This is a genomic window from Pseudonocardia nantongensis, assembly GCF_046546495.1.
GTDB classification, from domain to species: domain Bacteria; phylum Actinomycetota; class Actinomycetes; order Mycobacteriales; family Pseudonocardiaceae; genus Pseudonocardia; species Pseudonocardia nantongensis.
On sequence record NZ_JBKGXT010000013.1, the window covers coordinates 47,822 to 71,706 of the forward strand.

The window sequence follows — 23,885 nt, forward strand, 5'->3', positions numbered from 1 at the left end:
CGGCTAGCGCTCCATCGAGCGGCGGATCTCGGCGAGCCGGTCCGCCCCCTTCCGCTCCCGGTCGGCGAACGCGTCGGACGCCTCCTGCGCCCGGGCGTCGCCACCGGCGAGCTCCTCGGCGGCCGCCGCCGTGGCCGCCCGGCCCTCGATCCGGTCCCGGACGAAGTCGAAGGTGGGCACGCCGTCGTCGGTGTAGTCGGTGACCGGCTCGACCGGCTCCGGCACCTGTGCGGAATCGCTCACTGGTCCTCCTCGGGACGGGGCCACCGACGGTACCGATGAGAACCGGCATCCGGAGCGGTCGGAGAGAACATGACGACGTTCGCGCTGGTCCCCGGAGCCGGGACCGACACCTGGTACTGGGGCCCGCTGATCCGGGAGCTGACCGGCCGCGGGCACCGCGCCGTCGCCGCCGACCTCCCGTGCGACGACGACGGCGCCACGCTCGAGGACTACGCCGACGCCGTCGTCGAGGCGGTGACGTGCTGTGGTGATCTGGACGGTGGCGGCGACCCGGACGGTGGCGGCGACCCGGACGACCTCGTCGTCGTCGCGCACTCGTTCGGCGGCTTCACCGCGCCGCTGGTGTGCGACCGCCTGCCGGTACGCGAGCTGGTGCTCGTGTCCGCGATGGTCCCGGCGCCCGCGGAGTCCGGCTCGGCCTGGTGGGCGGCGACCGGGCATTCGCAGGCCGCCCTCGCCGCACAGGACGCGAAGGACGGCCGGGGCCCCGACGACGTCGTCGCGCTCTTCTACCACGACGTCGCCGAGGAGACCGTCGCCGAGGCGTTGCGGCACGAGCGCGAGCAGTCCGCCACCGCGTTCGAGCAGCCGTGGCCACGGGACCGGTGGCCGGACGTCCGCACCCGGTACCTGCTGTGCCGCGACGACAAGCTCTTCCCCTCCGCGTTCGTGCGGACCATGCTCGCGCGGCGGCTGCGCGGCGTGGTGCCCGAGGCGGTACCCGGGGCGCACCACCCGATGCTGTCGCACCCCGCGCGGCTGGCCGGGGCACTGCTGGCCGGGGCACGGCCGACCGGCGCGCTGCCGACCGGGGCACGGCCGACCGGGGCACGGCCGACCGGCTGACGCCGACCGCGATGATGCCCGGTGTGGCGCGCACGCGGATCCGGGAGCTGGTGGTGGTGCACGACGCGACCTGCGCGCGGTGCTCGCGGATCGCGCAGGAGCTGCCCGGCTGCGTGACCGTGCGGGTTCGGGCCCGGTCCTGCCGCGAGCCCCGGCTGGCCGAGATCTACCCGAACCTGCCCGCGGACGTCGCCACCTGCCACACACCCGCGGTCGGCGTGCTGCGCACCGACGGCCGGGTGCGCTGGTGGACCGGGCTGCGGGGAGCGCTGGGCATCGCCCCGGTGCTGCGCCCGGGCGCGTTGCCGACGACGATCCGGCTGCTGCGCGAGGCCACCGGGGCTCGCGGCAGGACCGGGTGACTAGCGTGGGCCCCGTGACGATCTCGGGGTACGGGTCGTGGCCGACACCGGTCACGTCCGAACTGGTGGTGACGGCCGCGGTGCGGCTCGGTGAGGTCCGCCCGGACGGCGCGCCCGGCGCCGTGGACACCGGGGTGATCTGGGCCGAGGGACGGGCCGCCGAGGGGGGCCGCATCCAGCTGGTCCGCCGCAGCGACGACGGCACCCGCACCGACCTGCTGCCCGACGGCGCGAACGCGCGCACCGCCGTGCACGAGTACGGCGGCGGCGCGTGGTGGCTGCACGACGGCAGCCCGGGCGTGCTCTGGTACGTCGAGTGGTCCGACCAGCGGCTGTACCGCCTGGACCGCTCGGCCGGTGCCGCAGCCCCGGTGGCGCTGACCCCGGAACCGGCGGTGCCGCGCGGGGACCGCTACGCCGACGGCCACGTCGCCCCGGACGGCAGCTGGCTGGTCGCCGTGCGTGAGCACCACCCGGCCGAGCACGCCCCGGCCGCCGACGTCGTGAACGAACTCGTCCGGCTGGACGCCCGCACCCCGTCCGCACCGGAGGTGCTGGTCAGCGGCCCGGACTTCGTGGCCGCGCCGCGCATCTCGGCCGACGGCGGGACGCTGGCCTGGCTGTCCTGGGACCACCCGTCGATGCCGTGGGACGACGTCGTGCTCACCGTCCGCGACCTGGAGTCCGGGCTCGACACGGTCATCGCGGGCGGGCCGGGGGAGTCGGTCACCGAGCCGCAGTGGCAGCCCGACGGCTCGCTGACCTTCGTCTCGGACCGCAGCGGGTGGTGGAACCTCTACCGCTGGACGCCCGGCCACGACATCGAGGCACTGATCCGGATCGACGCCGAGATCGGTGTCCCGGGCTGGGCGCTGGGCGGGTCCCGCTACACCCTGCTCGACGACGGCCGGGTCGTGTTCGCGCGGTCGTCGCAGGGCTTCGACGCGCTCGCCGTCCGCGAGGTGGACGGGACGGTCACCGAGCTGGACACCCCGTTCTCGGTGGTCGGGTCGGTGCGCGCCGACGGCCCGCACGCGGTCGTCTGCGTCGCCGGCAGCCCGACCGCCGAACCGGGGGTGCACCGCGTGGTGCCCGCCCCGGCCACCGCGGGGGAGCCGGGCGCGGCCGGGGTGCAGGTGCTGCGCGCCCCGCGGGACCTCGGCCTGGACCCGGAGTCGATCTCGGTGCCGGAGCCGATCCAGTTCCTCTCCCAGGACGTCGAGGGCGGCCCGCGCACCGGCTACGCGCTCTACTACCCGCCTGCAGGGACCGGCACCGCTCCGGAGGGCGAGCTGCCGCCACTGCTGGTGGTGATCCACGGCGGGCCGACCGGCGCCGCCGCGCCGGTGCTGTCGGTGGGCGTGCAGTACTGGACGAGCCGTGGGATCGGCGTCGTCGACGTCGACTACGGCGGGTCCACCGGGTACGGCCGCGAGTACCGCGAGCAGCTCAAGGGGGCCTGGGGCGTCGTCGACGTCGCGGACTGCCTGGCGGCGGCCCGCACGCTGGCCGAGACCGGGCGCGCCGACCCGGACCGGCTGGCGATCCGCGGCGGCTCCGCGGGCGGGTTCACCACCCTGGCGGCGCTGGCCCGCGACGACACCCCGTTCTCGGCCGGAGCCGACCACTTCGGCGTCGCGGACCTGGCGGCGCTGGCGGCCGACACCCACAAGTTCGAGTCGCGCTACCTGGACGGGCTGGTCGGGCCCTACCCGGAGGCCGCGGACGTCTACGCCGAGCGGTCCCCGCTGACCCACGTGCAGAAGTTCTCCACCCCGCTGATCGTGCTGCAGGGCGACGAGGACGCGATCGTGCCGCCGAACCAGTCGGAGATGATCGTCGACGCGTTGCGGCGGCGCGGGGTGCCGGTGGCCTACCTGCTGTTCTCCGGCGAGCAGCACGGTTTCCGCAAGGCCGAGAACATCCGCCGGGCGCTGGACGCCGAGCTGGCCTTCTACGCCCGGGTCTTCGGCTTCGACCTGCCGCCGGCGGAGGGCATCGCGCCGGTGGAGATCGAGAACCTCTGACGCGGCGATGCCGCCGCGTTGCGCCGGGCTCGTCGTTGCCCGGGTCGCCCTGGAACCGGACGCGCCCGAACGCGGCTACCCGTTCGACCTGCCGGTGGTGCAGCGGTCACGGGCGTCCGGCGGGCTGGCCCCACCGCGTCCTTCGGCGGTCTCCCGCACGAGCGCAGCCACGGCGAGTCGTTCCTCGCGCTGCTCGACCACCGGTTCGGCCCGCGCGGGCTCTACCTGCTCGACGAGTCGGAGGCCGCGCTGTCGGTGACCGGCGCGATGGCGGTGCTGGGCCGGATGGCCGACCTCACCGCGCAGGGCTGCCAGTTCGTCGTCGCCATCCACTCGCCGAGCCTGCTCGCGCTGCCCGGTGCGACGATCCTGGAGATCGACGACGACGGCACGATCCGCCGGACCTCCTACGACGGGGCCGGGCCCGTCGGGCTCACCCGGGCCTTCCTCACCGACCCGGACGCGTTCCCGCGTCATCTGTAGCAGCGCCACCCGTAGCAGCGGGATCAGATGCCGCCACCCTGGCCGATCTGCGGGGCGACCAGGTCCGGGTCGGTGGTCCTCGTCTGGCGCGGCCCCCGGGAGAGCCGCTTCTCCACCAGCCAGGAGATCCCGGTGAGGATCAGGCACAGCCCGATGTAGATCACCGCGATGACCATCGCCACCGGCAGGATCGGCGACCCGAGCTGGTTCTGGCTGCCGAGGAAGCGCGCCTGGTAGAGCAGCTCCGGGTACAGGATGATGAAGCCGAGCGCGGTGTCCTTCAGGACCACCACGAGCTGCGACAGGATCGTCGGCAGCATGGAACGGAACGCCTGCGGCAGCAGCACGCTCGTCATCACCTGGGTCTTGCGCATCCCCAGCGCGTACGCGGCCTCCCGCTGCCCGCGGGGCACCGCGTTGACCCCGGCCCGGAACACCTCGGCGAGCACCGAGCCGTTGTAGAGCATGAGGCCGAGCACGACCGCCCAGAACGCGTCGATCTCGATGCCGATGCCCTGGGACAGGCCGTAGTACAGGATGAAGATCAGGACCAGCAGCGGGATCGCGCGGAAGAACTCCACGACCGTCGTCGCCGACCCGCTGAGCCAGGAGTGGTCCGAGAGCCGGCCGGCAGCGAACACCGCCCCGAACAGCAGCGACAGCACCGCCGCCACCAGGAAGGCGCTGACGGTGGCCCACAGCGCGCCCAGCAGCAGGTACTGGATCCGGATGTAGGTGATCCACTCCCAGAGCCGGGGCGAGAACTGGCCGGCCTCGTAGAGCCGCCAGATCACGAACCCGAGGATCGCGAGGACGACGACGGTGCCGGCGACGCCGAGGGTCCGGTTGCGCCGGACCGCGGCGGGGCCGGGGACGTCGTAGAGGACCGAGCTCATCGGGCGACTCCCCACTTCGCGTCGAGCCGGCGCTGCAGGATCGTCAGCGGCACCACCAGGACCACGAAGAACAGCGCGACCCACAGCAGCCCGACCAGCACGTTGTAACCGCGCTCGGAGAGCACGCTGTAGACGTTGCCGAGCTGGAACACCGCGAAGCCCGACGCGATGGTGGTGTTCTTCAGCAGCGCGATCTGGATGTTCGTCATCGGAGGTACGACCGCGCGCACCGCCTGCGGCAGCACGATCTGACCGAGCGTCTGGGTGAAGCCGAAGCCCAGCGCCCGGGCGGCCTCGGCCTGGCCGACCGGGACCGTGTTGATGCCGGACCGGACGACCTCGCAGACGAACGCCGCGGTGTAGAGCGTCAGCCCGATGCAGGCGAGCGTGAAGAACGAGAACTCCACCAGCTCGAGGCGCGGGTAGGCGAACGCGAAGAAGAACAGCACCAGTGTCAGCGGCGTGTTCCGCAGCACCGTCACGTACAGCGCGCCGAAGCTGCGCAGGGCCGGGACCGGGCTGACCCGCAGGCCGGCCATCACCGTTCCGAGGATCAGCGAGCCGATCGCCGCGACGACGAACAGGCCGATCGTGCCCACGAGCCCGCGCCCGTACACGTCGAGGTTGTCCAGGAGGACGTCCACCGCGGTGCTCTCCTTCCGGCGGATCTCCGACGCGACCGGTCACCGGTGCCCACGCACCGGTGACCGGTCGCGGGTGGTCAGTACCGCTCGATCTGCGGCGGCTGGGCCGGGGTGCCGGCCTTGCCCAGGGTGCCGTCGTAGATCGTCTGCCAGGTGCCGTCGTCGATCGCGGCCTGCAGCAGGTCGTTGACCTTGTTGCGGAACGCGGTGTCGGCCTTCGGGACACCGACGCCGTAGGGCTCCTCGGAGAACGTCTCGCCGACGACCTTCAGCTGCTCCGGGTTCTGCGAGGCGTAGCCGAGCAGGATCGCGTCGTCGGTGGTGACGGCGTCGACCTGGCCGTTGATCAGTTGGTCCACACACTGGGTGTAGGTCTGGAACTCGACGATGTTGCTGGTCAGGTTCTGGTCGCGCACCCGCTGGATCGGGGTGGAACCGGTCGCCGAGCACACCGTCTTGCCCTGCAGGGTCTGCGGGCCGGTGATCTCGGTGTCGTCGGCACGGACCAGCAGGCCCTGACCGGCGGTGTAGTACGGGCCCGCGAACCCGACGCGCTGCTTGCGCTTGTCGTTGATCGTGTAGGTGCCGACGTAGTAGTCGACCTCGCCGCGCTCGATGGCGTCCTCGCGGGCGGCGGACGGGACGACCTGGTAGTCGATCTGGTCCGGGGAGAAGCCGAGGCCGCCGGCGATCATCTTCGCGATATCGACGTCGAAACCGCTGAACTGGCCGGTGGTGGCGTCCCGGAAGCCGAGGCCGGGCTGGTCGTCCTTGACGCCGACGATCACGCGCCCGCGCTCCTGCATCTTCTGGAACGTCGGCGAGCCCTCGACGGTCACGTTCTGCGCGACGGCCGGCTCGTAACCGGAGCCCTCGGCGCCGGGCGCACCTTCCTGACCGCAGCCGGCCAGGGCCAGTGTGGCGGCCAGCGCGGCCGCCACCAGGATTCGGGTTCTCTTCATCTGCGGCCTCCGCCGTGGTGGGGTGGGGTTGTCGGGGCAGGAACTCGGCGGCCGGGGATCAGTGCCGCCGATCCGCCCGGCGAGCCTCGCTCAGTGGCTGAGGATCTTGCCGAGGAAGTCCTTCGCACGGTCGCTGCGCGGGTTCGTGAAGAAGCCGTCCGGAGTGGAGTCCTCGACGATCTCGCCTTCGCTCATGAACACCACCCGGTGCGCCGCCTTGCGGGCGAAGCCCATCTCGTGGGTCACGACCAGCATCGTCATGCCCTCCTTCGCCAGCGAGGTCATCGTGTCCAGCACCTCGTTGACCATCTCCGGGTCCAGCGCGGAGGTGGGCTCGTCGAACAGCATCACCTTCGGCGTCATCGCCAGCGCGCGGGCGATCGCGGCCCGCTGCTGCTGGCCGCCGGAGAGCTGCGCGGGATACTTGTCCTTCTGGTTCGCGATACCGACCCGCTCCAGGAGGCCCATCGCGGTCTTCTCTGCCTCGGCCTTCGACATGCCGCGCACCTTGATCGGGGCGAGCGTGACGTTCTCCAGGATGGTCTTGTGCGCGAACAGGTTGAACGCCTGAAAGACCATGCCGACGTCGGCGCGCAGGCCGGCCAGCGCCCGCCCCTCCGCGGGCAGCGGCGTCCCGTCGAGCTCGATCGTGCCCTCGTCGACCGGCTCCAACCGGTTGATCGCCCGGCAGAGTGTCGACTTGCCCGACCCGGACGGGCCGAGGACCACGACGACCTCGCCGCGGGAGACCTCGAGATCGATGTCGCGCAGCACGTGCAGGTCCCCGAAGTGCTTCTGCACGCCGGACATCCGGATCATCGGCGTGCTGGACGAGGATCTGCTGGTCATGCTGCCTCCGGACATTGCGCGAGCCTGGACGTGACGGAGGAGTGCAGTCCATCACCTTGAGGAACCTTTAGGGTCTCGGCCACGTAACGAGGGGACGCCGAGATGCACATCCTGCTGATCGAGGACGACGACCGGGTGGCCGCCGCCCTCCGGCCGGCGCTGCACCGGCACGGGATGAGCACGACCCGGCTGGACCACGGCCGGGGCGCCGCCTTGGCCCTGGACGGCGTCGACGTGGTGCTGCTCGACCTCGGCCTGCCCGATGTGGACGGTGTCGACGTGTGCCGGGACATCCGCGCGGTGAGCGAGGTGCCGGTGCTGGTGGTGACCGCCCGCGGGGAGGTGGGGGACCGGATCCTGGGCCTGCATTCCGGTGCGGACGACTACCTGGTCAAGCCCTACGACATCGGCGAGCTGGTGGCCCGGGTGCACGCGGTGCAACGCCGGCGCAAGGTCGGTTCGGACGGCACCGCGGCGCCGGCCGGTGCCGCCGCGGTGACGGTCGGGGACGTGCACGTCGACCCGGAGCGGCACGAGGTGACCGTCGCCGGCGAGCCGGTCGCGCTCACCCGCAAGGAGTTCCAGGTGCTGGCCATGCTGGCCCGGGCGGACGGCGCGGTCTGCACCCGCACCCAGATCGTCGCCGAGGTCTGGGGCCGCGGCTGGGCCGGGGCCAACCGGACCCTGGACGTGCACGTCGCGACGCTGCGGACCAAGCTCGGCAGGCCCGAGCTGGTGCGGACCGTGCGCGGTGTCGGGTACCGGTTCGCCGCCGCCGAGGACTGAGCGGTGCGCAGCCGGCTGCTGCTGGTCATCCTGGTGCTGGTCGGACTGCTGGCCGTCGGACTCGGGGTCCCGCTGGCGTTCACCGACGCCCGGCGCAGCCAGGAGGAGGTCTTCACCGACCGGCTCACCGACACGATCTCGTTCGCCTCCGGCTCGCAGCGCCCGCTGATCGAGGCCGGGGCGGGCGAGGCCACCGGCACCGCGCTGCGCGCCGAGATCGCCCGCTACGACGACGTGTACGGGGTCGCGGTCCTGGTCTTCGACCGGTCCGGCGCGCTGCTGGTCGCGTCACGGCCGCCGGACCGGTTGCCGGCGCTGGACGACGCGGCCGCCGACCGGCTCGCCTTCGCGCTGGCGGGGCGACGCTCGGCGACCTACCCGCTGCTGATGCCCTGGGACGACCGCGACCTGGTGCTCGCCGAGCCGGTCCTGGTCGACGGCGAGGTCGTCGGCGCCGCGATGACCGTCTCGCCGACCGACGGGCTGCGTGCCGCGGAGATCCGCACCTGGTCGCTGATCGCCGGGGCGGCGGTGCTCGCGTTGCTGGCCGGGACGCTGGTCGCGCTGCCGCTCACGGCGTGGATCCTGCGCCCGGTGCGCCGGCTGGACGAGGCGATGGACCGGGTCGGGGCCTCGGTACTGGCCGGCGGGCCCGCGGAGCCGCCGGCCCGGCGGTCCGGGCCGCCCGAGCTGCGCCGGCTGTCCGAGTCGTTCGACCGGATGACCGAGACCGTGCGGGAGGCACTCGGCGCGCAGCGGGCGTTCGTCGCCGACGCCAGCCACCAGCTGCGCAACCCGCTGACCGCGCTCCGGCTCCGACTATCCAATCTGGATGGACGGGTGGCCGAGGGGGCGGCCGACGACCACCTCGCGGCCCTGGAGGAGTCGGAGCGGCTGTCCCGGGTGCTGGACGGCTTGCTGGCGCTGGCCCGGGCCGAACGCGGCGCCGAGCCGGATTCCGACCCGACCACCGACCTCGACGCCGTCGTCGACGACCGGCTGGAGAACTGGCGGCCGCTGGCCGAGCACATCGGCGTCGAGCTGCGGCGCAGCGGCCCGCACGGGCTGGTCGGCCGGATCACCCCGGCCGACCTGGAGACCGTGCTGGACGCCGTGCTGGACAACGCGCTGAAGTACACCCCGACCGGCGGGCGGGTCCGGGTCGCGACCATGCGGGCGTACGGGCGGGTCGGGGTCAGCGTGGTCGACGGCGGTCCGGGGATGGACGCCGAGGACCGGGCGCGGGCGACCGACCGGTTCTGGCGTGCACCGGGCCAGACCAACGTCGAGGGCAGCGGGCTCGGGCTGGCGATCGCCGCGCGGATCGCCGCCGCGACCCGCGGGACGCTCGCGCTGGACCCCGCGCCCGGCGGTGGGCTGCGCGTCACGGTCTGGGTCGACCCCGTCTGGACCGACCCCGTGCTTCGCAGCGGTGCTCAGTAGCCCTTCGTCGACCGGTAGAACTCCTCGGCGCCGGGGTGCAGCGGGATCGGCTGGGTGCCGATCGCGGACCGCGAGTCGATCGTGACCGCGGCCGGGCTCGCCTCGGCCAGCCGCGGCTGTGCGGCGAACGCCGCGTCGATCAGCGACCGGGCCTCCTCGTCCGGCATGGCGGCGGTGATCAGCAGGACGTTGCGCACGGACAGGCAGGAGACCGGGCCCGGCAGGCCGTAGGTGGTCGCCGGGACGGTGCCCACCGAGTAGACCGGGAAGCGTTCGCGCATCCGGTCCAGCACGTCGCCGAGGTCCAGCAGCCGGATCGGCAGCGCGTCGGCCAGCTCGCGGATGCCGTCGGTCGGGACGCCACCGGACCAGAAGAAGGCATCGATCCGGTCCTCGCGCAGCGCCCGGACGGCCTCCGGCAGCCCCATCCCGGCGCGCGCGCCGAGCCCCGCGACACCGACCCCGGCGGCGTCGAGCAGCCGCAGCGCGATCGGCTGGTAACCGCTGCCGCTCGGGCCGACCGACACCCGGGCGCCGCGCAGGTCGGTCAGCCGGCGCAGCGCCGAGTCCCGCCGGACGACGACGTGCGTGACGTCGTCGTAGAGACGGGCCAGCGCGAGCGGCTCCGCGGGACCGTTGATCCCGGCGGCGACGTCGGTGGCCACGTCCACCTGGCTGATCGCCACGTTCGCGCCGCCGGTGACGAGCAGCTCCATGTTCTGCGCGCTGCCCGCGGTCGTCAGGACCCGCGGCGGTGCGGCCGGTGCGAGCCGCTCCTGCCAGATCCCGGCCAGCGCGCGGGCCACGTTGATGTAGACGCCCGGCTGCACCCCGCCGGCCAGCACCAGCCGGTCCACCGGCGCCGACGGCGCGCAGGACGGGAGTGCGGCGACCGCACCGAGCGCCAGGCCGGCGCGCAGCAGCGCCCGCCGCCGCAGCCGGGTCCCGGTCGTCATCCGGGCATTCTCCCCGCGACGGCACGGCGCCCGCACCCACCGGGTCGGACGGAGCTCGCCGGTGACGCCTACTCTCGGAGTCGTGAGCCGCAGCTACACCGTGCGCACCTACGGGTGCCAGATGAACGTGCACGACTCGGAGCGGATGGCCGGTCTGCTGGAGGACGCCGGGTACGCCCGGGCCGAGGACCCGGACGCCGCCGACGTCGTCGTGTTCAACACGTGCGCGGTGCGGGAGAACGCGGACAACAAGCTCTACGGCAACCTCGGTCACCTGCGCCCGCGCAAGCAGGCGAACCCGGACATGCAGATCGCCGTCGGCGGGTGCCTGGCGCAGAAGGACCGGGACACGATCACGCGCAAGGCCCCGTGGGTCGACGTCGTGTTCGGCACGCACAACGTGCACGCCCTGCCGACGCTGCTGGAGCGGGCCCGGCACAACGAGGCCGCCGAGGTCGAGATCGCCGAGTCGCTCGAGGTGTTCCCCTCGACGCTGCCGGCCCGTCGCGAGTCCGCCTACGCGGGCTGGGTGTCGATCTCGGTGGGGTGCAACAACACCTGCACGTTCTGCATCGTCCCGTCGCTGCGCGGCAAGGAGCGCGACCGGCGCCCGGGCGACGTGCTCTCCGAAGTACAGGCCCTCGCCGCGGACGGCGTGCTCGAGGTGACCCTGCTCGGCCAGAACGTCAACGCCTACGGCCAGGACTTCTCCGAGGGCGCAGGGGATCGGTCCGCCTTCTCGAAGCTGCTGCGGGCCTGTGGCGGCGTCGAGGGACTGGAGCGGGTCCGGTTCACCTCGCCGCACCCGCGCGACTTCACCTCGGACGTGATCGCCGCGATGGCCGAGACGCCGAACGTCTGCCCGCAGCTGCACATGCCGCTGCAGTCCGGCTCGGACGACGTGCTGCGCCGGATGCGCCGCTCCTACCGCTCGGAGCGGTTCCTGCGGATCCTGTCCGACGTGCGGGCGTCGATCCCGCACGCGGCGATCTCCACCGACATCATCGTCGGCTTCCCGGGCGAGACCGAGCAGGACTTCCAGGACACGCTGGACGTGGTGCGCGAGTCCCGGTTCTCGCAGGCGTTCACCTTCCAGTACTCGACGCGGCCCGGCACGCCCGCCGCGGACCTGCCGGACCAGCTGCCCAAGCAGGTCGTCCAGGAGCGCTACGAGCGCCTGGTCGCGCTGCAGGAGGAGATCTCCTTCGAGGAGAACCGGGCGCAGGAGGGCCGTGAGGTCGAGCTGCTGGTCTCCACCGGCGAGGGCCGCAAGGACGGCGCCACCCGGCGGCTCACCGGCCGGGCCCGGGACGGCCGGCTGGTGCACTTCGCACCGGGAGACACCACCGGGATCCGGCCGGGCGACCTGGTCACGGTCACGGTCGACCGGGGCGCCCCGCACCACCTGATCGCCGACGGCGGGGTGCACACGCACCGCCGCACCCGCGCCGGGGACGCCGCCGAGGCCGGCTCCCGGCCGACCGGGGCGCCCACCACGCTGGGCCTGCCCGGTTTCGGCACCCCGCCGCCCGAGCCCGCGGCGTCCGGCTGCGGTGTGCCGGCCACCACCTCCGGGGACGCCCGATGAGCGACGGAACGTCCCGGTCACCGGTCGAGCCGACCGCGGACCGCCCGATGCGGCGCCGGATCGATCCCGGTCCCCGGGCGATGCTGTTCGCGGTGCTGGTGATGGTCGCCGTCGGTGCCATCCTGCTGCCGTGGGTGGCGGGCGCGCCGGGCTGGCAGGTGCTGACCGGTGCCGCCGCGGTCGGGCCGCTGCCGACGCTGTTCTCCTGGACGCTGACCGCGTTCGTGGTCGTCGCCTCGGCGTCCGCGCTGCTGACCCGGCTGTGGGTGCTGACCTGGCTGGCCGCGATCGGCAGCGGGATCGCCTCGGTCAACGGGCTCTGGGCGATCTGGTCGCAGCAGACCGGCGGCCCCGCCGGGCCCGGGTTCGGGATGGTGCTCGGCGCGCTCGCCGCGATCGTGCTGACGTTCAACTGGGCCGGGATGGCGCTGCGCCGCGGGTAACAGTGCCGCGGGTAGATCCGCCGCGGGTAGCAGTGCCGCGGGTAACAGTGCCGTGGGTAGCAGTGCAGCTACCGCCCGTCGAGTGCCTGCTCGGCCGCCTCCAGCCACTCCTGCCACTGCGCGGCCTGCGCCCGGGACTGCTCGGCCCGCCGGCGGTCCCCGGCCGCCTCGGCCTTCTCCGCCTGTGCCTGCAACTGCTCGACGCGGACCCGGAACTGCTCGACCCGGGCCTGGGCCTCGGGGTCGGTCCGCCGCCACTGGGCGTCCGCGGCGTCGGCGACCTTCTCCTCGATGCCGCGCAGCCGCCCCTCCAGCGAGCGGATCTCGTCTCGGGGGACCTTCCCGATGTCCTCCCAGCGCTCCTGCACCTCGCGCAGCGCGGCCCGCGCGGCGTCCGGATCCGAGAGGTCGATCCGCTCGGCCTCGGCCAGCAGCGCCTTCTTGGCGTCGGCGTTCGCGGCGAACTCGGCGTCCCGGGCGGCGAAGTGCTCGTTGCGCCGGGCGAAGAACCGGTCCTGGGCGCCGCGGAAGCGGGTCCACAACGCGTCGTCGGCCTCACGGTGGGCCCGGCCGGCCGCCTTCCAGTCCGCCATCATGTCCCGGTAGCGGGCCGCGGTGGACGACCACTCGTCGGACTCGGCGAGCGCCTCGGCCTCGGCCGCCAGCTCCTCCTTGCGCGTCCGGGCCACGACGCGCTGGCGGTCCAGGTCGGCGAAGTGCGAGCCGCGCCGCCGGTTGAACGCCTCGCGCGCCTTCGAGTAGCGCTTCCACAGCGCCTCGTCGATCTTGCGGTCGACGCCCTTGATCCGGCGCCACTCGTCGAGGATCGCCTTGAACCGGTCGCCGGCCTGCTTCCACTGGGTGGACTCCTCGGCCAGCTTCTCGGCCTCGACGGCCAGCTCCTCCTTGCGGGCGGCGGCGTCGGTGCGCGCCCGGTCCCGCTCCGCGCGGGCCGCGGTCACGCCCTGCTCAGCGCGTTCGACCAGCTCGTCGAGCCGGGTTCGCAACGCGGCGACGTCCCCGAGGACGGCGGCCTCGGCCAGGCCGTCGCGCAGGGTCTGCGCCGCGGTCAGCGACGCCTTGGCGTCGCCGCCGCCTGCGATCCGGGCGGCCAGTACCTCGGCCTCGGTGACCAGGGCGTCGAACCGCTTCGCGTAGTGCTCGAGGCCCTCCTGCGGGGGCCCGGCCTGGTACGACCCGACGGTCCGCTCGCCGTCCGGGGTGATCAGGTGGATGGTGCCGTCGTCGTCGGCGCGGCCCCAGCGGCCCGGGTCGTCCGTGGCGGCCGGAACCGGGGAGGGCTGCGCGGCCGGCGGGGCCGGTGCGGGCGACGCGGGGGTGCCGGCCCCGGGCGGGCCGGGGCGTCCGGCGGGCGGCGGCCCCGGGCGGGCCCCGGGTGGCGGGCCCGGCTTGGGCGGGGCGGGTCGTGCTCCCGGCGGGACGGCGTTGGTCTCGGGCACCGGTGTCCTCCTCGTTCGGCCCACCGGAACACCGGTGGGCGCCCCGGCCGGGGTCGGCGACGGGGCCGTGCGCGCACCGACCGGCCGTGTGACGACCGTCGGATCCGCGATTCAAGCAGGTCGACCACCCTCGGGGGAACCGCCCGAGCCACCGTCCGGGGGATCGGCGGCGGCCCGCGCGCGACGAGCAGCAGCCGCCACCCGGCGCACCGTGGAGCGACGGGTGGACGGGTTCCGGCCCGGCCGCGCGCGGCTGGCTACGCTCGGAGGCCGTGCCCGCCACGATCGCCGTCCTGCCCCAGCCGCCGCTGCTCGTTCCCGAACTGGCCGGGAACGCTGCGGTGGAGACCGAGGCGCTGCGCGAGGCTTGCCGCATCGTCGTCGTCAAGCTGGCCGCGGCCGCGTCGAGCTGGGTCGCGGTCGGCGCCGACCCGGGCGGCCGGCGCACCGTCGCGCCCGGGACGACCGGTTCGTTCGCCGGGTACGGCCGGGACGTACCGGTCGCGCTGCCCGGCCCGGAGGGCACGCCCGGCGAGGGCACCGCGCTGCCGCTGCCGCTGTTGATCGCGGCGTGGGCGGCCGGCGGCACCGGTGTCGGGTCGGTGCGCGGCGAGCTCGTCGCCCCGGACGCCGACCCGGACGACTGCCTGGCCCTCGGCGCCGAGCTCGGGGCCGGCGAGACCGGCCTGCTCGTCGTCGGCGACGGTGCGGCCATGCATACGCCGAAGGCCCCCGGCGGGTTCGACGACCGGGCCGAAGCGTTCGACGCCGTCGTCGCCGCCGCGCTGGATGCGGGTGACCCGGAACCGCTGGCCCGGCTGGAGCCCGAGCCCGCGGCGTCGCTGTGGGCGGCCGGCCGGGCACCCTGGCAGGTGCTGGCCGGGGCGGCCCGCGCGGCCGGGCACGGCTGGGCCGCGGCGCACCGGCACAGCTCGACGCCCTACGGCGTCGCCTACCACGTGGCGTTGTGGGAGCCGGCGTGACTGTGGGACAGGTGTGACGGGCGCCCCGGGCCTGGTCGCGGTCCTCGGCCCGACCGCCACCGGCAAGTCCGACCTGGCGCTGGAGATCGCGCTCGCGCTCGGCGGCGAGGTCGTCAACGCCGACGCGATGCAGCTCTACCGCGGCCTCGACGTCGGCACCGCGAAGCTACCGCCCGGCGAGCGCCGCGGGGTGCCGCACCACCTGCTCGACGTGCTCGACGTGCACGAGACCGCGTCGGTGGCCGCGTTCCAGCGGGACGCCCGCGCGGTCGTCGAGCGGCTGCGCGCGGCCGGCCGGACCCCGGTGCTGACCGGTGGTTCCGGGCTGTACGTGCAGGCCGTGCTCGACGAGCTGGAGTTCCCCGGGACCGACCCCGGGCTGCGCGCGGAGCTGGAGACCGAGCTGGACCGGGTCGGCCCGGCCGCGCTGCACCGGCGGCTCGCCGAGCGGGACCCGGCCGCGGCGGCCGAGGTGCTGCCGTCGAACGGGCGGCGGATCGTCCGCGCGCTGGAGGTCATCGCGATCACCGGACGGCCGTTCCGGGCGCGGCTGCCGACCACCGGTACCCCCCGCTACGACGCCGTCCTGCTCGGGGTCGACCGGGACCCCGCCGAGCTCGACGAGCGCGTCGCGCTGCGGGTCGACCGGATGCTCGACGACGGCCTGGTCGCCGAGACCCGGGGCCTGCTGCCGGCCGGGCTCGCCGAGGGCCGGACGGCGTCCCGGGCGCTGGGCTACCGGCAGGTCCTCGACGCGCTCGAGCGCGACCCCGACGCCCCGGACCTCGGTGCGATCCGCGAGGACACCGTGCGCGCGACCCGGCGGTTCGTCCGCCGTCAGCGGTCCTGGTTCCGACGGGACGGTCGCATCCACTGGCTCGACGGGGCCGATCCGGCGCTGCCCGACCGAGCGCTCGGCGTGCTGCGCGAGGCTCGTAGGCTGGTGTCGTGAGTGGGGGCGTGGAGTTCACCAAGGGTCACGGCACGCAGAACGACTTCGTCGTGCTGCCGGACCCGGACGCCGCGCTCGACCTGACGCCGGCCCGGGTCGCGGCGCTCTGCGACCGGCACCGCGGCCTCGGCGCCGACGGGGTGCTGCGCGTCGTGCGCTGGGAGAAGCTCACCGGGGACGACTCGGTCCCGGAGCCGGTGCCCGGCGTCGAGTGGTTCATGGACTACCGCAACGGCGACGGCTCGGTCGCCGAGATGTGCGGCAACGGGGTGCGGGTCTTCGCCCGCTACCTGCACGAGCGCGGCTGGCTGCCCGGCGGCGGCCCGATCGGCACCCGGGCGGGGGTCCGCACCGCCGCGATCGGCGAGGAGCCCGGCGGCGCGGAGCCGGTCGTGTCGGTCGACATGGGCCCGGTGCGGGTCGGCCCGGCCGCGGTCGCGACCACCGGCGACGCCCGCTTCGACGGCGTCGCCCTCGACGTCGGGAACCCGCACCTGGCCTGCGTGACGGCCGCCGACCCGGACGCGCTCGACCTCACCCGCGCCCCCGGTCACGACCCGCAGGTGTTCCCACACGGCGTCAACGTCGAGTTCGTGACGCCGCTCGACGGGCCCGCCGACGGCGGTCACGTCCGGATGCGGGTGCACGAGCGCGGGGTGGGGGAGACCCGGGCCTGCGGCACCGGGACCGTCGCCGCGGTCGTCGCCGCGCTGCGGGCCGCCGGGCACGACACCGGGGACGTGCACGTCACGACGCCGGGCGGCCGGCTGCGGGTCACCGTGGCGGCCGGCACCGCGGACGCCACCGGGACCACGGTGCTGCACGGTCCCGCGGTGCTGCTCGCGACCGGTGAGCTGGACCGCGCCTGGTGGGACGCGCAGGGCTGAGCCGGTGGATCCCGTCGCGCCGGCCGGGCGAAACGGACCGGACAGCGACCCGCCGGTCGTGGGACACTCGACGTCACGATGACTGAAGCCCACACGCCCGTCCCGCCGTCCGCCGGGGATCTCGAGCTCGAGGAGCGCTCGTCGCTCCGCCGGGTCACCGGCCTGTCCACCGAGCTCACCGACGTCACCGAGGTCGAGTACCGCCGGCTCCGGCTCGAGCAGGTCGTGCTCGTCGGCGTGTGGACCACCGGGACCTCCGAGCAGGCCGAGGTGTCGTTGGCCGAGCTGGGCCGCCTCGCCGAGACCGCCGGCTCGCAGGTGATGGACGGCATGGTGCAGCGCCGCTCGACGCCGGATCCGGCGACGTTCATCGGCTCCGGCAAGGTCGACGAGCTCGGCGAGACGGTGCGGGCCACCGGCGCCGACACCGTGATCTGCGACGGCGAGCTCTCGCCCGGCCAGCTGCGCCAGCTCGAGGAGCGACTCAAGGTCAAGGTCATCGACCGGACCGCGTTGATCCTGGACATCTTCGCCCAGCACGCCCGTTCCCGGGACGGCAAGGCGCAGGTCGAGCTCGCCCAGCTGTCCTACCTGCTGCCCCGGCTGCGCGGCTGGGGTGAGGCGCTGTCCCGGCAGGTCGGTGGCCGCGCCGCGGGCGGCGTCGGTATCGGCGGCCGCGGCCCCGGTGAGACCAAGATCGAGTTGGACCGCCGGCGGATCCGCGCCCGGATGTCGAAGCTCCGCCGCGAGATCGGCGCCATGCGCCAGGTCCGGCAGACCCAGCGCGGTAACCGCACGCGCAACGAGATCCCCTCGGTCGCGATCGTCGGCTACACCAACGCCGGCAAGTCCAGCCTGCTCAACCAGCTCACCGACGCGGGGGTGCTGGTCGAGGACGCGCTGTTCGCCACCCTGGACCCGACCACTCGCAAGGCCGAGACCGCGGACGGTCGGGCCTACACCCTCACAGACACCGTCGGGTTCGTCCGGCACCTGCCGCACCAGCTGGTCGAGGCCTTCCGCTCGACGTTGGAGGAGGCGGGCCGGGCCGACCTGCTGGTGCACGTCGTGGACGGCTCCGACCCGCTGCCCGACGACCAGATCGCCGCGGTCCGCGAGGTGCTGGTGGAGGTCGGCGAGGAGCAGGGCGGGGCCATGCCCACCGAACTTCTCGTGATCAACAAGACGGACACGGCCGGGGACCTCGCGCTGGCCCGGCAGCGGCATGCCCACCCGGAGGCGGTGTTCGTCTCGGCGCACCGCGGTGACGGCATCGCGAAGCTCCGCGAGCGGATCGCCGGGTTGCTGCCGCGTCCGGAGTACGAGGTCGAGCTGCTGCTGCCCTACACCCAGGGCGGGCTCGTCGCACGGGTGCACGACGAGGGCGAGGTGCTCGCCGAGGAGCACACCGGCGACGGCACCCGGCTGCGGGCCCGGGTCGGCCCGGAGCTGGGCACCGCGGTGCAGCCCTTCGCGGTCGCCGGGGGGCCGGCGAGCACCGGGCCGGCCGCCGGCACCGTCGACGGCGACCTGCCGGCTCCCGCCGTCGGCCCCGGGCGCTGAGCCGCCGGAGCCACCCGGGAAGTCGGCGCGGGGTCCGGCCGGCCCGCGCGGCGAGAACCGGGACCGTCCTCGCCGCCGCGGCAGCGCTCGTGTCCCTCGGGGTGCCCGCGGCCTCGGCTGGGTCGGCGGCGCCCGGGGCCGCGCCCCGGCCGGCCTGCACGGTCGAGGACCCGCGGGTCGCGGAGCTGTCCGGGCTGGTCGCGGCCGGCCCGGCCGGCGCGCCCGCATCCGGGTACCACGCGGTCGTCGACGGCGACGGGCCCGCGCGGGTGTACACGCTCGACCCCGGGACCTGTGCGGTCACCGGGGTGCGGGAGGCGCAGGCCGGGGTCACCGACGTCGAGGATCTCGGGACCACCCCGGACGGCACGCTGTGGCTGGCCGACATCGGCGACAACCCTGCGCAACGGGACACGGTGCGGCTGGTGGTGGTGCCGCCGTCGGGCCCGGCACGGGTGCACGAACTCACCTACCCGGACGGCCCGCGTGACGCCGAGGCGATCCTGGTCTCCGACGACGGCGTCCCGCTGATCGTCGACAAGACCACCGGGGCGGCCGGGGTGTACCGTCCCGCCACCCCGCTGGACGGCGCGCCCGGCCCGGTCCCGATGACGCGGGTCGCGGACGTGGTGCTGCCCTGGTCGGGCACCAGTGGGGGGCCGCTCGGCCCGTCCGGGTCCCGCACCGTCACCGGTGCTGCGGTCGGTCCGGCCGGCAGCCCGGACCGGGTCGCCGCACTGCGGACCTACACCGATGCCTGGCTCTTCCGGCTGCCGGCCGGTGCGCCCGCCGATGCGGATGCGCTGGTGACGGCGCTGCGCGGGTCCCCGCTGCCGGTGCCGCTGCCGGACGAGCCGCAGGGGGAGGCGGTGGCGCTGGACGGGCAGGGAACCCTGCACTCCGGCAGCGAGACACGCGGTCTCACTCCGGCGGCGATCCGGGTGGTGCCGGGGGCCGCGGCCGCGGCGACCGCTCCGGCGGCCCCGGTCGTCGGCCAGCCGATGGTTGCGCCGCGGGTGGGCACCGTGCCGGACTGGCTGCCCGCCGCGGCCGGGAGCGCGGTCGTCGTGGTGCTGCTGCTGGCCGGTGCCGGGGCGATGGTGCTGCACGGTCGCCGTCGGCGCCGGGGCTGATCGGTCCGCCGCGACGGCACCGTCGGCGCTGGGGCGCCGACGGACGCCCGCCCGGTCTCAGAGGCGGCGCAGGACCGCCACCACACGACCGAGGATCGACGCGTCGTCACCCGGGATGGGCTGGTAGGCCTCGTTCGCCGGCATCAGCCAGATGTGCCCGTCCTTGCGGCGCAGCGTCTTGACCGTGGCCTCGCCGTCGATCATCGCGGCGACCACCTCGCCCTGCTCGGCGACCGGCTGCTGGCGCACGACGACCCAGTCGCCGTCGGTGATCGCGGCGTCGACCATCGAGTCGCCCTTGACGTTGAGCAGGAACAGCGTCCCCTCGCCGACGATCTCCCGGGGCAGCGGGAACACGTCCTGCACCGCTTCCTCGGCCAGGATCGGCCCGCCCGCGGCAATGTCGCCGATGAGCGGGACGAACGCCGGCGCGGGGCGTTCCGAGCGGACCGCCTCGGTGTCTGCATCGGTGCCGTCGCCGGCCGCCGCGGTCTCCGGGCTGCGCACGTCCACCGCCCGGGTGCGGTTCGGGTCCCGCCGCAGGAAGCCCTTGCGTTCCAGGGTCCGCAGCTGGTGGTGCACTGACGACGTGGAGGTCAGTCCGACCGCGTCGCCGATCTCGCGCACGCTCGGCGGGTAGCCGTACCGGTCGACCCAGTCCCGGATCACGGACAGGACCTTGCGCTGCCGGGGGGTCAGCCCGCGGGTGTCGCCGGGTTCGGGGAACTCCCGCACCTGCGCGGAGCCCGGGCTGGCGGGCGCTGCACCCCTGGACTCGCCGCTCGCGGACGCGTCTGCTGACTCGTCGGCTCCCATTGCTTTCGCCTCCTCTGGTGTACCGGCTCGAACAGTAGCCGCCACCGGGCAATTCGCCAAACATGCGTTCGAACGACACGCCGGTGTGTCGTGGCTTCCGTCGGCGTCCGGTGGTACAACATCGCACGAGCGTTCGATCGAACAACAGTGCGATCACGTGTGGCTGACCGGCACCGACGGTCAGCACGCGGGGGAGAGGTGGCGATCGTGGTGACGACGATGACGACAACGGCACTCAGGGCATCGGCGAGGACTGCCGTGCCGGTGAGGTCTGTGGTGCCGGTGAGGTCTGCGGTGCCGGTGGAGGCTGCGGTGCCGGTGGAGGCTGCGGTCCCGGTGGGGCCTGGGGCGCCCGTGGAGGCTGCGGTCCCGGTGGGGGCAGCGGTGCCCGCAAGGACTGCGGCGCCGGCGGAGGCGGCGGCGCCGGGGAGACCGCGTGGTGCGGTGCCGCCTCCTGTCCGGTCGCGGGGGCGTGCGATGTGTCCGCAGACGTTGCCGGACCGTGCCCGGACCGAATCGGCGTCCCCGGGACGGGGTGGTCCGGCGCCCCTGGGCGGCACGGTGCGGGCTGCCGGGGTGCTGCTCGCCTCCGCCGCGGCCGTGGTCGGGCTCGGCGTGCTCGCCGAGCTGTCGGCGGCCGTACAGGCGCCGGCGAGCGCGCCCACGTCGGTGTCCGCTCCGGTCTCGGTGCAGCACTCGGCGCCGCGCTGACGATCACGGGTTCCGGTCGCGATCCGATTCTGTCGGTGGCCGGTGCTACACAGCTCGCACGCCCGTTCGACGGCCCCGGGGAAGGGTCGCCGGAGGGTGCGCAGGATATGCGGCCGGCTGTGGCCGGGCGTCGAGTGCGATCGGCGCGTGCGTCCCGGTGAGCCGGGGCGGGCGTCCCGGAGGCAGGAGGAGTCATGCCAGAGCTCGAGGTGCGGGAGCAGGTCCGGCGGGTGGCGCGTCCGGCGGCGCGCCGGCCATGGGCGGCGCCGTGTACCGGTCCGCGGCGCCCCCGGTCGGCGGTGCCGGCGCCGCGCACCGTGCGGCCGCTGGACCGGCGCTGCGTGGCACCGCCCCGTGTCCGCCGGAGCGTGGCGCGTGCCGGCAGCCGCATCGACCGGCTGCTGGCCCCGATGGCGGTGGTGCTGGCGTCGGCGACCGTCGTCGTGCTGCTCGGCCTGCTCGGCAATGTGGCGGCCGGTTGGAACGGCGCGCCCGCGGCCGCGCCGACCGGACCTGGGGGGTCCGCGGTCGAGGCGACGTTCGTCCGTTGAGTTCGGAGCGGGCCGCCACGTCCGTGTGCCAGTAGTTCTCGGGCCCGGCCGGCATCGTAGGGCGCTCGGACGATCCATCGGGTGGCCGGCGCGACTGTGGCGGACGGATCCACGTTGCGCGCTCCGCGTTCGCGGGCGTCCTCGATGATCACGGGAGCGATCGAGTTTCGTGGCGGGTGGACGGCGTCAGTCCCCTCCAGCCGGTGCGAAGCGCCTTCCCCGTTCGACACGCCGCGTCGAGAGTCATCAACGTCCTGGCCAGGGATCTAGAACGGTGGCGGATCGCCATCCGGCTTCGGCGGTGGTTTCGGCGCGGGCGACCGGGGTGGGTCCGTGACCGGTCGTTTCAGCATCGGCGAGTCGTGGCGGCGCAGCCGCTGGTCCACGTCGGCGGCGGTCTCCTCGCTCGGGTGCTCGGCAGGTTCGGGACGGGGGTCGGGGTCGGGGAGATCGGGGCGTACCGGTTCTCCTCGGGTCCAGTAGGTGCGTCCGAGTGGGCTGGTCCAGCGGAAGAGGCCCGGCTCGGGTTGGGTGAGTGTCCAGCCGCGGTCCTTGTCCGGGTGGTGGCGGGTGCATGCCGGTCCGAGGTTGGCCTGCACGGTCGGGCCGCCGCGGCTGTGGTCGCGGGTGTGGTCGAGGTCGGAGCGGCGGGCTGTGCGGGTGCAGCCTGGGCCGGTGCAGGTGCGGTCGCGGATGTGGATGTGGTCGGCGAGGGGGCCGCGTGCGAACCGTGCGGACGGGTGGGCGGCCAGGCGTTTGTGCCGTTGGTCGCGGTCGTTCCAGGCGTGGGCGATCTCGGCGAGTAGTGGGTGCCAGTCGGTCAGGGTGGGGTCGGCGGCGTAGCGCTGCAGTTCCTCGAGGCTCAGGTGCAGTTCGACCACTCCGCCCCGCACCGCAGGTGGTGTGCCGGTGTCGGTGTGGGGGCGGCGGCGCAGTGGTCCGGCCAGTAGTAGGTGGCCGTGGGGGTCACCGATGGCGAACAGCCAGCGTGCTCCGCGTCGTTGCCGGGTGGTCGCGGTGCGGGTGACGTGTGCGCCTATCGGGCCGAGGCCGGGGATGTCGCCGGGTCGTTCGTCGAGTCCGGCGAGGGTGCCCAGTCCGGCGCGGATTTCGATGCCCTCGCGGGTGGCCGCTCGTTCGCCGGTCCATCGGTGACCGCCGGTATCGGCCGTCGGCTCGTCCGGGTGGTTGGGTCCGGTGCCGGTGTCGCCGTCCGCGTCCTCCGCGCCATCGGCGCCGGTTCCGGCCCCGTCGTCGCCGGTCTCGTCGCCTCGGGTCTCGGCTTTCCCGTCGGTCTCTGCGACCGTCGGGGCGGCTACGCCGTCCCCTGTCGCGGGGGCGTTGTCCGGGCGGTCGGCGGGCTCGGCGGGGTCGGCGGTGTCGCCGGAGCCGGAGCCGGAGCCGGTGTCGGTGTCGGTGTCGGTGTCGGCAGCAGGGTCGTCCTCGGCGCGCCGCGTGTCCAGGAGCCGGTGGATGATCTCGTTCTCGGTGAGGCCGTGGAACTCGCCGTTGAGCATCTCGAGGTACAGGTCGCTGCTGATCTGGCCGAGTCGGCCGGGATGTCCGGCGCGTTTCGCTGTGGCGGCCAGGCGGTCGATGCGTGCGGCCGCGGCGGCTGCCTCGTCGGCGGGTAGTCCGTCGCCGACCAGGGTGGCGGTGCCGGTCCGTGGATCCAGGTAGAGCGCGACGCGGCGTTCTTGGACGGCGCGTTCGTAGCGGCGTCGCCGCAGCTGTGGGTCGATGGCCAGCAATGCCCGGTAGAGCCGGTCCGCGAGTTGTTTCGTGGTCAGTCCCGGGGCGAGCGGGACGAACCGTTCGCAGAGCCGTCGGGCCTGGGTCTCGGTCACGTCCCCGCTCGCGGGGTCGAGGTACTCGACGAAGACGCGGGCCTTGCCCACGTCGATGCGGCCCTGCTGCAGGGCGGTGAACACCAGGGGCAGGCGCTCGCACAGGGCGACGCCGAAGGCGAGTTCGCGATCCGATGTGGTCGGGGTGAGGGTGAGTCCGGCGGCGATCTCGTGGGAGGCCCAGTCGAACTGGTCCTCGGTCCGCAGCACGGCCGTAACCCGGTCGCCGGGCAGGTCCTCGACGGCGACGGCGTGGCCGATCTCGACCATCCCGGCGTAGCACTCGGCCTGCTCGTGTGACAGTTGCCGGTACCGCGCCTGCAGCACCTCCACCAGGCGCGCGTTCGGGATCTTCTCCCACGGCAGTGCGGCCAGCACGGTGGACAGTTCCGGGCCGGGTGGCAACGCCACCACCCGGTCCACAAGTTCCGCCACCTCGGCCACGTTTCGAACA

Annotated in this window: 24 protein-coding genes; 15 read left to right on the forward strand and 9 right to left on the reverse strand. The window is 74.5% G+C overall.

Translation table 11 applies throughout. From position 1 onward, the window contains the following. Window positions 1-3 precede the first annotated feature (3 nt). Window positions 4-243 (reverse strand): hypothetical protein, encoded by a 240-nt coding sequence (locus ACLFMI_RS15435; protein ID WP_410948547.1) that lies wholly within the window; start codon window positions 241-243, stop codon window positions 4-6. A gap of 69 nt (window positions 244-312) precedes the next feature. Here ACLFMI_RS15435 and ACLFMI_RS15440 point away from each other — a divergent pair, with 69 nt between their 5' ends. From ACLFMI_RS15440 to ACLFMI_RS15455, 4 genes are read left to right on the forward strand one after another with little or no spacing between them, the layout of a single operon-like run. Then, window positions 313-1,089: an alpha/beta fold hydrolase gene (locus ACLFMI_RS15440; protein WP_410948548.1), complete on the forward strand. Its 777-nt coding sequence runs from the start codon at window positions 313-315 to the stop codon at window positions 1,087-1,089. Between the two features lie 23 nt (window positions 1,090-1,112). Continuing rightward, on the forward strand, window positions 1,113-1,451 hold the full coding sequence (locus ACLFMI_RS15445; protein ID WP_410948549.1) for a hypothetical protein: 339 nt from the start codon (window positions 1,113-1,115) through the stop codon (window positions 1,449-1,451). 14 nt (window positions 1,452-1,465) lie between these two features. After that, a complete protein-coding gene (locus ACLFMI_RS15450) occupies window positions 1,466-3,478 on the forward strand; it encodes a dipeptidyl-peptidase 5 (protein WP_410948550.1) in 2,013 nt (670 codons plus the stop codon). Window positions 3,479-3,496: 18 nt separating this feature from the next. Continuing rightward, entirely contained in the window at window positions 3,497-3,961 is a 465-nt protein-coding gene (locus tag ACLFMI_RS15455) for a hypothetical protein (RefSeq protein ID WP_410948551.1), read from the forward strand. A gap of 23 nt (window positions 3,962-3,984) precedes the next feature. Here the strand turns inward: ACLFMI_RS15455 and ACLFMI_RS15460 are convergent, their stop codons facing one another. The 4 genes from ACLFMI_RS15460 to gluA all read right to left on the reverse strand — a co-directional run bounded on the left by ACLFMI_RS15460 (window position 3,985) and on the right by gluA (window position 7,282). After that, window positions 3,985-4,857 carry an amino acid ABC transporter permease gene (locus ACLFMI_RS15460; protein WP_410948552.1) on the reverse strand — a complete coding sequence of 291 codons (873 nt, stop codon included), beginning with the start codon at window positions 4,855-4,857 and terminating at the stop codon, window positions 3,985-3,987. After that, a complete protein-coding gene (locus ACLFMI_RS15465; RefSeq protein WP_410948553.1) occupies window positions 4,854-5,501 on the reverse strand; it encodes an amino acid ABC transporter permease in 648 nt (215 codons plus the stop codon). Before ACLFMI_RS15465 ends, ACLFMI_RS15460 begins: the two co-directional genes overlap by 4 nt. 77 nt (window positions 5,502-5,578) lie before the next feature. Continuing rightward, window positions 5,579-6,463: a glutamate ABC transporter substrate-binding protein gene (locus tag ACLFMI_RS15470; protein ID WP_410948554.1), complete on the reverse strand. Its 885-nt coding sequence runs from the start codon at window positions 6,461-6,463 to the stop codon at window positions 5,579-5,581. 90 nt (window positions 6,464-6,553) lie between these two features. Beyond that, the gene (gluA, locus tag ACLFMI_RS15475) at window positions 6,554-7,282 is read right to left on the reverse strand and encodes a glutamate ABC transporter ATP-binding protein GluA (protein WP_410948668.1); all 729 of its coding nucleotides are present in this window, start codon (window positions 7,280-7,282) and stop codon (window positions 6,554-6,556) included. A 132-nt stretch (window positions 7,283-7,414) separates the two neighbouring features. Between gluA and ACLFMI_RS15480 the strand changes: the two genes are divergently transcribed. Both ACLFMI_RS15480 and ACLFMI_RS15485 read left to right on the forward strand, forming a co-directional pair. Continuing rightward, window positions 7,415-8,098, forward strand: a complete 684-nt coding sequence (locus ACLFMI_RS15480) for a response regulator transcription factor (protein ID WP_410948555.1) — start codon at window positions 7,415-7,417, stop codon at window positions 8,096-8,098. Between the two features lie 3 nt (window positions 8,099-8,101). Then, a complete protein-coding gene (locus tag ACLFMI_RS15485) occupies window positions 8,102-9,541 on the forward strand; it encodes a sensor histidine kinase (RefSeq protein ID WP_410948556.1) in 1,440 nt (479 codons plus the stop codon). On the opposite strand, the gene ACLFMI_RS15490 is transcribed toward ACLFMI_RS15485, so the two are convergent. After that, complete coding sequence (locus tag ACLFMI_RS15490) at window positions 9,535-10,497, reverse strand: TAXI family TRAP transporter solute-binding subunit (protein ID WP_410948557.1); 963 nt, start codon at window positions 10,495-10,497, stop codon at window positions 9,535-9,537. The genes ACLFMI_RS15485 and ACLFMI_RS15490 overlap by 7 nt on opposite strands. Before the next feature lie 82 nt (window positions 10,498-10,579). Here ACLFMI_RS15490 and miaB point away from each other — a divergent pair, with 82 nt between their 5' ends. Together miaB and ACLFMI_RS15500 are read left to right on the forward strand one after the other, a co-directional pair. Next, window positions 10,580-12,085: a tRNA (N6-isopentenyl adenosine(37)-C2)-methylthiotransferase MiaB gene (gene miaB / locus ACLFMI_RS15495; protein WP_410948558.1), complete on the forward strand. Its 1,506-nt coding sequence runs from the start codon at window positions 10,580-10,582 to the stop codon at window positions 12,083-12,085. Continuing rightward, on the forward strand, window positions 12,082-12,528 hold the full coding sequence (locus tag ACLFMI_RS15500; RefSeq protein ID WP_410948559.1) for an Rv2732c family membrane protein: 447 nt from the start codon (window positions 12,082-12,084) through the stop codon (window positions 12,526-12,528). Before miaB ends, ACLFMI_RS15500 begins: the two co-directional genes overlap by 4 nt. Window positions 12,529-12,596: 68 nt before the next feature. Here the strand turns inward: ACLFMI_RS15500 and ACLFMI_RS15505 are convergent, their stop codons facing one another. Next, window positions 12,597-13,988 (reverse strand): DUF349 domain-containing protein, encoded by a 1,392-nt coding sequence (locus ACLFMI_RS15505; RefSeq protein WP_410948560.1) that lies wholly within the window; start codon window positions 13,986-13,988, stop codon window positions 12,597-12,599. Between the two features lie 272 nt (window positions 13,989-14,260). On the opposite strand from ACLFMI_RS15505, the gene ACLFMI_RS15510 reads away from it, so the two are divergent. From ACLFMI_RS15510 to ACLFMI_RS15530, 5 genes are all read left to right on the forward strand, one after another. Then, window positions 14,261-14,971 carry a class III extradiol ring-cleavage dioxygenase family protein gene (locus ACLFMI_RS15510; RefSeq protein ID WP_410948561.1) on the forward strand — a complete coding sequence of 237 codons (711 nt, stop codon included), beginning with the start codon at window positions 14,261-14,263 and terminating at the stop codon, window positions 14,969-14,971. Window positions 14,972-14,984: 13 nt separating this feature from the next. Further along, the gene (gene miaA, locus ACLFMI_RS15515; RefSeq protein WP_410948562.1) at window positions 14,985-15,923 is read left to right on the forward strand and encodes a tRNA (adenosine(37)-N6)-dimethylallyltransferase MiaA; all 939 of its coding nucleotides are present in this window, start codon (window positions 14,985-14,987) and stop codon (window positions 15,921-15,923) included. Next, entirely contained in the window at window positions 15,920-16,810 is an 891-nt protein-coding gene (dapF, locus tag ACLFMI_RS15520) for a diaminopimelate epimerase (protein WP_410948563.1), read from the forward strand. Before miaA ends, dapF begins: the two co-directional genes overlap by 4 nt. A gap of 78 nt (window positions 16,811-16,888) precedes the next feature. Further along, window positions 16,889-18,373, forward strand: coding sequence for a GTPase HflX (gene hflX / locus ACLFMI_RS15525; RefSeq protein ID WP_410948564.1), 1,485 nt, complete (start codon window positions 16,889-16,891; stop codon window positions 18,371-18,373). 89 nt (window positions 18,374-18,462) lie between these two features. Further along, window positions 18,463-19,506, forward strand: a complete 1,044-nt coding sequence (locus ACLFMI_RS15530; RefSeq protein WP_410948565.1) for a hypothetical protein — start codon at window positions 18,463-18,465, stop codon at window positions 19,504-19,506. Between the two features lie 57 nt (window positions 19,507-19,563). Here ACLFMI_RS15530 and lexA read toward each other — a convergent pair whose 3' ends face one another. Next, window positions 19,564-20,322 carry a transcriptional repressor LexA gene (gene lexA / locus ACLFMI_RS15535; RefSeq protein ID WP_410948566.1) on the reverse strand — a complete coding sequence of 253 codons (759 nt, stop codon included), beginning with the start codon at window positions 20,320-20,322 and terminating at the stop codon, window positions 19,564-19,566. A 561-nt stretch (window positions 20,323-20,883) separates the two neighbouring features. On the opposite strand from lexA, the gene ACLFMI_RS15540 reads away from it, so the two are divergent. Continuing rightward, the gene (locus ACLFMI_RS15540) at window positions 20,884-21,033 is read left to right on the forward strand and encodes a hypothetical protein (RefSeq protein WP_410948567.1); all 150 of its coding nucleotides are present in this window, start codon (window positions 20,884-20,886) and stop codon (window positions 21,031-21,033) included. A 194-nt stretch (window positions 21,034-21,227) separates the two neighbouring features. After that, a complete protein-coding gene (locus ACLFMI_RS15545) occupies window positions 21,228-21,584 on the forward strand; it encodes a hypothetical protein (protein WP_410948568.1) in 357 nt (118 codons plus the stop codon). A 266-nt stretch (window positions 21,585-21,850) separates the two neighbouring features. Here the strand turns inward: ACLFMI_RS15545 and ACLFMI_RS15550 are convergent, their stop codons facing one another. Next, window positions 21,851-23,875 (reverse strand): HNH endonuclease signature motif containing protein, encoded by a 2,025-nt coding sequence (locus tag ACLFMI_RS15550; RefSeq protein ID WP_410948569.1) that lies wholly within the window; start codon window positions 23,873-23,875, stop codon window positions 21,851-21,853. Between the last annotated feature and the right edge of the window lie 10 nt (window positions 23,876-23,885).

Coding starts and splice junctions, on each gene's coding strand:
- ACLFMI_RS15440 (WP_410948548.1), top strand. CDS start 313: ATGACGACGTTCGCGCTGGTCCCCGGAGCCGGGACCGACACCTGGTAC.
- ACLFMI_RS15460 (WP_410948552.1), bottom strand. CDS start 4,857: ATGAGCTCGGTCCTCTACGACGTCCCCGGCCCCGCCGCGGTCCGGCGC.
- ACLFMI_RS15470 (WP_410948554.1), bottom strand. CDS start 6,463: ATGAAGAGAACCCGAATCCTGGTGGCGGCCGCGCTGGCCGCCACACTG.
- gluA (WP_410948668.1), bottom strand. CDS start 7,282: ATGATCCGGATGTCCGGCGTGCAGAAGCACTTCGGGGACCTGCACGTG.
- ACLFMI_RS15480 (WP_410948555.1), top strand. CDS start 7,415: ATGCACATCCTGCTGATCGAGGACGACGACCGGGTGGCCGCCGCCCTC.
- ACLFMI_RS15490 (WP_410948557.1), bottom strand. CDS start 10,497: ATGACGACCGGGACCCGGCTGCGGCGGCGGGCGCTGCTGCGCGCCGGC.
- ACLFMI_RS15500 (WP_410948559.1), top strand. CDS start 12,082: ATGAGCGACGGAACGTCCCGGTCACCGGTCGAGCCGACCGCGGACCGC.
- hflX (WP_410948564.1), top strand. CDS start 16,889: ATGACTGAAGCCCACACGCCCGTCCCGCCGTCCGCCGGGGATCTCGAG.
- lexA (WP_410948566.1), bottom strand. CDS start 20,322: ATGGGAGCCGACGAGTCAGCAGACGCGTCCGCGAGCGGCGAGTCCAGG.
- ACLFMI_RS15545 (WP_410948568.1), top strand. CDS start 21,228: ATGCCAGAGCTCGAGGTGCGGGAGCAGGTCCGGCGGGTGGCGCGTCCG.